The organism is Actinoplanes sp. M2I2, from assembly GCF_023544445.1.
Classification (GTDB): domain Bacteria; phylum Actinomycetota; class Actinomycetes; order Mycobacteriales; family Micromonosporaceae; genus Actinoplanes.
The window spans coordinates 1-8,556 of sequence record NZ_JALPVJ010000052.1; the positions used below are offsets into that span (position 1 = coordinate 1).

Here is an 8,556-nt window from a genome sequence, read left to right on the forward strand (position 1 = left end):
ACTCACCATCGACCCCCGACGCGACTACCAGCCCACCGGCCGGCCACCCGGACCCACCCCCAAAAACAAAACAGCCCGAACCTACGAAACGTAGGTTCAGGCTATTCCGATGTCCTGAGACATCACATTGTCGGGCTGACAGGATTTGAACCTGCGACCCCTTGAACCCCAAGCCATTGTGGATGGTGTCTGCGGACGTCAAGCACGATGCGCGCCGTTCATGGGATGGTCGAGTGTTCAGGCCGTGCGCTGGCGTCCGTAGCGTGTGGTCCCCATATGGTCCCCAACGCAGCCTCACCAACCGCTGACCTCTTACCCGCCGGGATGCGAGGCGGTTCGAACGCGGCCCGCCGAGCGGCGGGCCGCAGTCGCGGCGGTCAGCTCGGCACGTTGCCCGGATTCGGTTACGCCACACGGCGTTTGATGTCGCTGTTGAGCAATTCAACCGGGTTCAGCTCAGGTGTATACCCAGGCAGACGGTGCGTCGCTGACGACAACGGCGAGCTGGGCGACCCGAGGAGTGCCTGCTCAGCCCTCGCTCATCTTCGGATTCCGCGGAGCGGGTCAGACCTACCTGAAGTTGAACCAGAAGACGGCCATCGCCGCGACGTAGACGAGCCCGAACGCGAGTGCCCAACCGAGCGCGGTGGCCACGATCCCCCAACCTATCCCGGTGACGGGCGTCCGGGCTGTAGCGCGCTGACGCCACGCGATTAGCAGCGCCACGGCCAGTCCGACCGCGAGGGCGCCCAGTCCCTTCGGTTCGAGCATAAAGAAGAACGGGAACAACTTGCCGCCAGCGCCAATGGCCTGCGAGAGGAGCACCGTCACCAGAACGCCGTTCGCAACGAGCACGGTCCCTACCGCCCACCAATCCCGCGCGCCCGTCGGGGCCGAGCCGGCAACTGTGTTCGTCATGTCGACTACCCTTTCGCACGACCAGCATGGCTGGCGTGAGTATGCGAGCTCAGGTTCGTCGGTGCGACCTCGGAGCGCTCATCGATGCTTCGGGCCGTGAGCGAGTGACGGGCCTACCCAGCGCCGTCTCCTGACACCCCGAGCCGTCCCGTATCCAGGCCCAGCGCATCGGCCAACTCGTCGCCGCCGGCTTCGACGCCAATCCGGCCGACAAGGTAGGACAAGATCCGGGCGCCTACCTTGAGTTGGCTGTAGACGACCGGTGCATACAGCTCCACGTCCCTCGCCTGCCAGGCGAGGCGTCGAACGGTAGGAGTCTGACTGCTGACGTTGCCGATCATCGAGTGTGCTCCGTGGTTCGGGGAAGCCGTCGCTGATCGAAGCGCACCGCGATCTGCTTGTGAGACTAAGTTGATCGACAGGCAGCTCGACCATCTGAGCCTTTGGCTGACAGCTCTGGAGCAGGTGCGTCGTTCAACACACCGGTTACTCGGACACAGCGGCTACCAGTTCAAGGCGTAGTAGCGGACGAGCTGCCCCGTCTAGACCCGCACGGCCCCTAGGCCGTTGGGGTCGGCGTTTCCGCACTTCAGGCGAGATGCGCGGCGTTCGCCGTCCGACCACGCGTGCAGGTCCGCGCATCAGGGTGCATACCGTGTGGTCCCCTCATGGTTCCGCTGAAGTACGTCTGCACGATCGTGCACATCGAAGACCTACAGGTCTTGAGTCCAGACACCCCGCGGATGCTCGTCGGGCCGAAGCCAAAGGCTCGGTTGCCGGTCGCGCGCAGCACACACGGACGCGCCGGAGACCCCCGTGGTGCGAGGGCCTCCGGCGAGGCGGTTCCGTGCGGTGGATCAGGATCCGCGAAGGATCAGGTTGCCGTTGTCCGCGGCGCCGCTCTGCGAGCCACTTGTTTCGCTGGCGCGTTTTTGCGGCGCCGCATTCCCTGCGGCTTTATCCCGCTGGCGTTTCGTTCAAACCCAAACCACGCAGGACGTCATCGCGGTTCGCGTTTGCCCGCAGCGCGGTCAAGGAATTCAAGCGACCCAGCAAAGTCGTGGAGGATGCGGGGCATTTCAAGTCTTGAATCGCCGACAAGGTCTTCTCAAAACGTTGGATGCGGCTCTCGAGGTCCGTTCCACTCGGAAGGTTCGCATTCTTGAGCGCTACCTGCGCGTTCACTTGGGCTTGAGTGGGCGGGCAGCGACCGGGAACATTCACCCCGGTGGGGCCCACGCGATCGGCCGTCGCGTTCGGATTGCCCGGGCTGAAACCCAGCGCCGGCACCAAAGCGTTGACGTTACCGGAGACGGCTCCGGCGTTGCCCGTCGCTCCACTCGCGGCCGCGTCACCGGATCCTGCGGCGGCTTTATCCGCTGGCGTTTCGTTCAGACCCAAACCACGCAGGAGGTTATCGCGGTTCGCGTTTCCGCGCAGCGCGGTCAAGGAATTCAAGCGACCCAGCAAAGTCGTGGAAGATGCGGGGCATTTCAAGTCTTGAATCGCCGACAAGGTTTTTTCAAAGCGTTGGATGCGGCTTTCAAGGTCCGTTCCACTCGGAAGGTTCGCATTCTTGAGCGCTACCTGCGCGTTCACTTGGGCTTGAGTGGGCGGGCAGCGACCGGGAACATTCACCCCGGTGGGGCCCACGCGATCGGCCGTCGCGTTCGGATTGCCCGGGCTGAAACCCAGCGCCGGCACCAAAGCGTTGACATTACCGGAGCCGGCTCCGGCGTTGCCCTGTTCGGCGGCCTGGCTCATCCCCGTGCCGACCGCGAGAGCCGAGCCGAGCAGCGCTGCGGCGGCACCTCCAATCAGCAGCTTGCGCGTCCGGCTGCTGACTCCGCGTCGATACATGCACGGCTCCTCTTCGTCTCGGTACTGCTTGTACCGAGATATACGAGCAATGATGTGGCAGCAGTTCATGACGCTGAGCAAGCGTTCCTTAAAGTTTCTTTAACGTGACTCCCGGGGCGTGCAGCCGCCAGCATCGTCGCGCCCAGGTCCGCGCGGCCCAGCTACGCCGCAGCGCCGAACCCCTACAACAGGGCGGCGATCTGCACGACCCCCTGGGACGGCCTGTTCATCACCACCAAGACCGGCCGGATTGGTAGTTGCAGTGCCAACGCTTCTTCTGCCGGCCCCCTCTCAAGAGCCCACCACCAGCACCGATGCCAGGGGTCAAGGGTTGCCGCACGCCATCGCGAAGCGACGCGGAGCATCCCTGGCGCCTGGTACGGATGGGCTCGGGGCACCGATATCGGTCGGGTCGTGATCACCACCGTGCCGTCGAACGTCATGCTCTCGGCCATGGCGATCATCTGGGCAGCGGTCGGGGATTCTCGCCACGTCACCGTACGGAACAGCCTGAAGAGCACCTGCGCGGCCGGGTGATCACTGTCGTAGAGCGCAGCCAGGCGCAGCAGCACATCCCAGGTCCATCTCGGGTTCGACAGCCAGCGCCTGCACGGTGGGCCGACCCGGTCGCCACGCGTCGATCAGCTGACGTTGCTGCAGCGGAATCGGCCAGTACGGCAACGGCTGACCTAACGCCTCAGCCAACTGGTCCCAAGCCACCTCCGCTGTATCCGCGGCACCCGGGACCGGCACCTGGTGCAGGAAGGGCCCGCCGACGCGAAATGCGGCATAGCCCGCGACCCAGCCCCGACGCCCAGGTCACGAAGTTTCTCCCTCAGCTCGATGTCGGGGGTCGGCGGACCGTCATAGGTGTTCCAGACCAGTGAGATGACAGCCGCCCGGGTCTTCCAGCGCTGCACCGCCAGCCCTCGGACTCGAGACGTGCCCACGTATTCGGCCGGCTCGTTGGACCTCGCCCGACCAGATCCGCGATCCGCCGGACGTCGAATTCAGCGCTCATGAGCTTCACGATGCCAACCTCGCGGGCGATGGAGGCAGTTCCTACCGACCTTTGGAGACGAGCGAGAGAAACGGATCGGCCTCTTGCCCACGCTGGGAGATTCGAGGTGAGTCAAACGGTGAGACGACGGCCCGACAGCCAGCATGTCTTCGCATTTCAGCGCTGCGCAGTAAGGTCCCGGACTCGTCCTGTGCCGGAGGACTCGGCCGTCGCGGCCAAGCAGTAAGTCCAGGTGCCCGGTACGTTGGTGACCTTTGCGCGGGTGTACGCGGCGATCGATCCGAGCTCGTCTCGGGCGTTGCCGCGGCCGCCCACCATGCTGTTGCGTAAGTGGATCGAGCGATGACTGGCGCTCAAGGTCGACGCCGCCCCGACGACCCACGCCGAGTACGCACAAATCCTGCGCGGGTGAGTCGTTGCCGAGCTTGGGATCTGCAGGTGGCTGAGATCAGCCGGTACGCGCATCTCCATCCGTGGAAGGCGGCGTTGTCGCGGGAGCTGCTGCCGGCCGTAGTGCGCCGGCGTGCTGGACCGGCGTGGTGCGGCATCCTTTTGGCAGCCAGCGCCACGGGCGCCCTAGCGGCGGCGCTGGCATCGCACAGGTCTCCAGCAACTTCCATATCGCGCCAGCGGGGTACAGAAATCGGCGTGTTCTAGCGAGGAAAGATACAAGGCGGTGCGGATCGCCCTACCTGCGCACTTCCGAGCCGGCGCGCCAGACGCTCCTCAGCTACCCGGCTGACGGATTGCGGCGCCCGGATCCGTGCTCTGCTCAAGGGCCGTCCACCACTCCTCCAGCTCATCGACCCGGCTCTGGAGTGCGGCGTTCGCCGCCCGGGCCGTCGCCAGTTCCTCGGTCAGCGCACCGATCGGCCCGGAGGCGGTCAGGGCGTCGAGCAAGCCCGCGACCAGCCGATCCTCAGCGGCGACCCGGCGGAGCGCGGAGGCGACCACCTCCGGCGACAACTCAGCCACGAACTCTCTCGGGAGCGTGAGCAGGCGAGCGACCTCGCCGAGGCTCCGCGCGCCGCTCATCTGGCGCCGAAGCCGCTCGGCGGACGGCACGGCCGGTTCGGCCGGTGTCGCAGCCGCCGCGATCGGCTTGGCGGGAGAAGGAGCGGGCTTCGACACAGGCGCGGGCGTAGGTGCCGGCTCCGGTTCAGGCTCGGCCTCTGACGGGAGTTCGGGAAGGTCGTCCCCCACCCAGGTGTAGGCCAGAGTGTCGCCCTTCTGCCGTCGGACGACATTCGGCCACTTGGGCAGAACCGCCAGCGCGCGGGGCCCGTGCCGGGCCCAGGTCTCGTTCCGGAGACCGAGCTCGGCCAGACGCTCCCGGATCTCTCGCACCTTCAGCGGGACCGACGACTCGGCCAACAGGTGGAGAACCACCGCGAGGGGCTCTTGGGCGAAGACGGCGTGGAACAGCCGGGAGTCGGACAGAGCCAGGAAACGCAGCGAACCCCTCGTCGCGACGTGAACGCCGGCGCCCCGTGGGACAAGCTCTTCCTCATCGGTGTCATCCCACTTGACCTGATAGTTCGTCCCGTCATCCGCGAGGATCGATCCGGCTCGGGCACGGCGTACGCCGAACGAATCGGACACCCGGACAAGACCCTGATCTGCGCTCACGACTGCGACTGTAGTGGTTATCGTCGCGGCCGGGGCGCCGGCCGGAGCCAGCCCATCCTGGCCAGGCTCATCGGCCGTGTGCGCCCATCGCCGGCTTGGCGGAACAACTCTCAGGGGAGATGGGCGCGCTTGCCGGCCGCCCATACGGACAGATCGGTGAGCTTGTCACTCGGTTCGAGGTCGAGCGTGAACGTGTGCTCGTCCCGGGGCCTTGCGGACGCGCTGCTGGCGCGGATGGGCATGGAGACCCGCCAGGCCGCCCAGCTCAAGGCCAACCAGCGCAAGTACCTGCAAGAGGCGGCCGAAAGGGCACTCGATCAGTGAACCTGGAACATGCCGCCGCCCTGACTCCGTGCCTGGTGGTCCTCGTGCTGCCCGACTGGAGTCTGTGGCGGATGGTCAAGGGTCTGCGCGCTGGTGATCGGCGACGGCCGGCCTGGTTCGGCCATGCCACCCGGAAGTCCTTCTTCCTCATGGTGCTGGCCTGGCTGTGAGGGCTGGCCGCCGGGCCCGCCCTGCAGAGCCTGGAAGAAAAATGCTCGGCTCGGCATCGCCAGCCCTACGACGACGCCCACTACCAGGCCCACCGCGACGACTACCACCGCCTCTTCCCCCTGAGCAGCAAATGCAATGCCGACTATGACCTGGTGCCAGCGTGGGTGAACCCGACGATCGTCGGGTTCTTCCTGCTCCCCGTGGTGAGCATCGCGGGGCCTCGTCTGGACGTCGACACACCGGTCGACCATGAAGGAAAACTCCCCATGACGTCTGGCAAGAACTCCCGCCGCCACGGCGGCGGTCACCAGCGCCGCGGGGGCAACTCCGCTGCTGGCCGCCGACCCCGCCCAGGCAGCCCCGGCCGGCCCTCGGCGAACGGCTGGCCCGAGCTCTCCCAGGCCCCGGGCAACCCGTCGAGGGCAACGGGCTGCAGGTGCAGCTGTCCGGCGGCGCCGCCGCACTGCTGCTACCTATGTCGGCCCGCGCACTTCCAAGCCGGGAGTCAAGGCAAGCGTCGTTGGCCGTGGGCATCTCTGCTCAGGTCGCCTCGAGTCTCTCAGCAGCACCGCCCAGGCCTAACACTGAACACCAGCCAGGAGACTCTCGATCTTATGCCAGCTCCCCAGTCAAGGAGTCGCTGCCCGGCAGCACAGCCGCCCGAGTCAAGGGGTCGCGCAGCGGCGTGCTCACGTCCCGCAGCCAAAAACTCCGGTCCGCGCCCCCCGGCTCACGGGTAGAGGGTGGTGCCGCCTGGTCAACGGCCACAAGAGGCAACACCCGAACGGCCTACGCGGCCCGCTGACCTGCAGCGATACACAGCGAAGCCTAGAAGACCCATTCGATCATCAACGGCGAAGGCGGCCAAGTAAAGGAGTCCGCGACGTAAATAAAAGAACGCCTCCACAGGCCTTTGACCTGCGAAGACGTTCCCAAAGTCGGGCTGACAAAAGTCGGGCTGACAGGATTTGAACCTGCAAACCCTTGACCCCCAGCTATATAACGATTGTGTTAAGTAACATCAACTTATGTCATTTCATACGCAGATCCGGACAGAACAACATCGCTATGCCGCCCGATTTCAACCAATCCCGGTAAAGTTGATCAAAGCTGTGACCAGGCGTGTGACCACGCCCAATCAAGTGCGGTGCCTGCCGCTCAGTCCAGACAAGCATTCTGGCGAGACGAAGACGCTTGTGCGCTGCCAAATAGGCTCACCATTCCCGCACTGGCCCGAAATCGAGCCCGTCCTACGAAATAGCATATCGCCATTCAGGCCTACCGGTCATCTTCACGGCCTCTTCTTGGCCATCAACGTGGCCATCACCGGGTACCACTGTCAAGGGCGAAGCTGTGCTGAAGTCAGTTCTGCCAGGCGGACGCTCGGGTGCGGTGACCAGCTCGGCGATCCGGTCGCCGGCTTGCCGACGCCGGATGGCGCTGACCTTTGCGTAGTAGCGCATCAGCGTGGCCGGATCATGGCCGAGCCTCTCGGCGACCTCATGGATGCCGTAACCAGTGTCGAGCAGATTCGACGCGAGCATGTGCCGGATCTGATGCGGGCCCAGCGGCCGGACTTTCGCGGCGACGGCGAGCTGGTTGAACCGGTCGGTGAGATTGTCCGGCCGCATCGGCTGACCCGTCCGCCCGGTGAACAGATACCGCGACGCCGAACCCGACGCCGTCGCAGCAAGCATCCCCAGGGTTACCGCGTCCAGCACCAGCGTCCGGAGGCCGTTGTGCGACTTCGGTGGTTTCACCCGTGTCCGGCTGCCAGGATTCTCGATGACGATCTGCCGGCGCACGGTCAGTGTGCCCTGATCGGGTTCCAGGTCACCGCACCGCAGACCACACAACTCGCCGCGCCGCAGCCCGGACACCAGCAGCAGCCGCCACATCGGGTACAGGCGATCCTCGACGACATGCTCGCCGAACCGGCGGGCCTCGGCCAGCGTCCACACCAGCCGTTCGTCGTCGCTCTCCCGCGGCTTACGTGTCCCCAACCGGCGGCCGAGTTGCTCCTCGAACGCCTTGGACAACACCAGGTCCAGGGTCCGCAGACTGGTACGGGAGTAGCCCGCCGCTTCCAGGTCGCGGTAAGCGTTCTCCACCATCCGAGCACTGAGCCGCGACGCCCGAACCCGGCCCACATACGGGTAGATCAGATTAAGCAGCCACATGTAGTTGTAGCGGGTGTTGGGTTCAAGGTCCTGCTCACGGGCGAGCAGCCAGCTCTCACAGATGGCCTGCATCGTGTCACTCGGCCGCGGCTTCGGATGCCGCGCATCGCGCTGCCGGCACAGCCGGTCGTACACGACCTTCGCGGCCTTCACCGTCACGAACCCGGACCGCCGCGCCTGCATACGGACCCCGCTGCTGTCGTTGCCCAGCTCCAGACGGAACCCGAACAACCCGGTGACATCATCTTGAAAGATGGGACTGGTCTCGGGCATAGCCCGCACCTCAACTCCGATAACGGCCCCTCCAAAGAGGAGGAGCGTTCACCCAGGGCCCCGGCAAAGTCGTGATCATGTCCGACTTGGGTCGATCAGGGTAGAAGCGCCTCGGTTGGCGGCAGCAAGACGGGCATGACCGGTTCAGAAGATCATCAAGGTTCCTACGCCATGCTGATC

Annotated in this window: 8 protein-coding genes; 2 read left to right on the forward strand and 6 right to left on the reverse strand. The window is 65.5% G+C overall.

Annotated features, from left to right (window positions below):
- Nucleotides 1-570: 570 nt before the first annotated feature.
- From HJC40_RS44845 to HJC40_RS44865, 5 genes are all read right to left on the reverse strand, one after another.
- Nucleotides 571-918 (reverse strand): hypothetical protein, encoded by a 348-nt coding sequence (locus HJC40_RS44845; protein WP_250009982.1) that lies wholly within the window; start codon nucleotides 916-918, stop codon nucleotides 571-573.
- 113 nt (nucleotides 919-1,031) lie between these two features.
- Nucleotides 1,032-1,259: a hypothetical protein gene (locus HJC40_RS44850; protein WP_250009983.1), complete on the reverse strand. Its 228-nt coding sequence runs from the start codon at nucleotides 1,257-1,259 to the stop codon at nucleotides 1,032-1,034.
- Nucleotides 1,260-1,875: 616 nt separating this feature from the next.
- Nucleotides 1,876-2,778, reverse strand: a complete 903-nt coding sequence (locus tag HJC40_RS44855) for a hypothetical protein (protein WP_250009984.1) — start codon at nucleotides 2,776-2,778, stop codon at nucleotides 1,876-1,878.
- A gap of 182 nt (nucleotides 2,779-2,960) precedes the next feature.
- A complete protein-coding gene (locus HJC40_RS44860; RefSeq protein WP_250009987.1) occupies nucleotides 2,961-3,350 on the reverse strand; it encodes a hypothetical protein in 390 nt (129 codons plus the stop codon).
- A gap of 1,175 nt (nucleotides 3,351-4,525) precedes the next feature.
- Entirely contained in the window at nucleotides 4,526-5,428 is a 903-nt protein-coding gene (locus HJC40_RS44865; protein ID WP_250009988.1) for a hypothetical protein, read from the reverse strand.
- A gap of 156 nt (nucleotides 5,429-5,584) precedes the next feature.
- On the opposite strand from HJC40_RS44865, the gene HJC40_RS44870 reads away from it, so the two are divergent.
- Nucleotides 5,585-5,752, forward strand: a complete 168-nt coding sequence (locus HJC40_RS44870; protein WP_250009989.1) for a hypothetical protein — start codon at nucleotides 5,585-5,587, stop codon at nucleotides 5,750-5,752.
- Complete coding sequence (locus HJC40_RS44875) at nucleotides 5,749-5,922, forward strand: hypothetical protein (protein ID WP_250009990.1); 174 nt, start codon at nucleotides 5,749-5,751, stop codon at nucleotides 5,920-5,922. The genes HJC40_RS44870 and HJC40_RS44875 overlap by 4 nt, the downstream gene beginning before the upstream one ends.
- A gap of 1,251 nt (nucleotides 5,923-7,173) precedes the next feature.
- Here the strand turns inward: HJC40_RS44875 and HJC40_RS44880 are convergent.
- On the reverse strand, nucleotides 7,174-8,376 hold the full coding sequence (locus tag HJC40_RS44880; RefSeq protein ID WP_250009991.1) for a tyrosine-type recombinase/integrase: 1,203 nt from the start codon (nucleotides 8,374-8,376) through the stop codon (nucleotides 7,174-7,176).
- Between the last annotated feature and the right edge of the window lie 180 nt (nucleotides 8,377-8,556).

What these genes read in the sequence shown, in the direction of transcription:
- HJC40_RS44845 (WP_250009982.1), bottom strand. Translation starts at nt 918, where the DNA reads ATGACGAACACAGTTGCCGGCTCGGCCCCGACGGGCGCGCGGGATTGG.
- HJC40_RS44880 (WP_250009991.1), bottom strand. Translation starts at nt 8,376, where the DNA reads ATGCCCGAGACCAGTCCCATCTTTCAAGATGATGTCACCGGGTTGTTC.
- HJC40_RS44850 (WP_250009983.1), bottom strand. Translation starts at nt 1,259, where the DNA reads ATGATCGGCAACGTCAGCAGTCAGACTCCTACCGTTCGACGCCTCGCC.
- HJC40_RS44855 (WP_250009984.1), bottom strand. Translation starts at nt 2,778, where the DNA reads ATGTATCGACGCGGAGTCAGCAGCCGGACGCGCAAGCTGCTGATTGGA.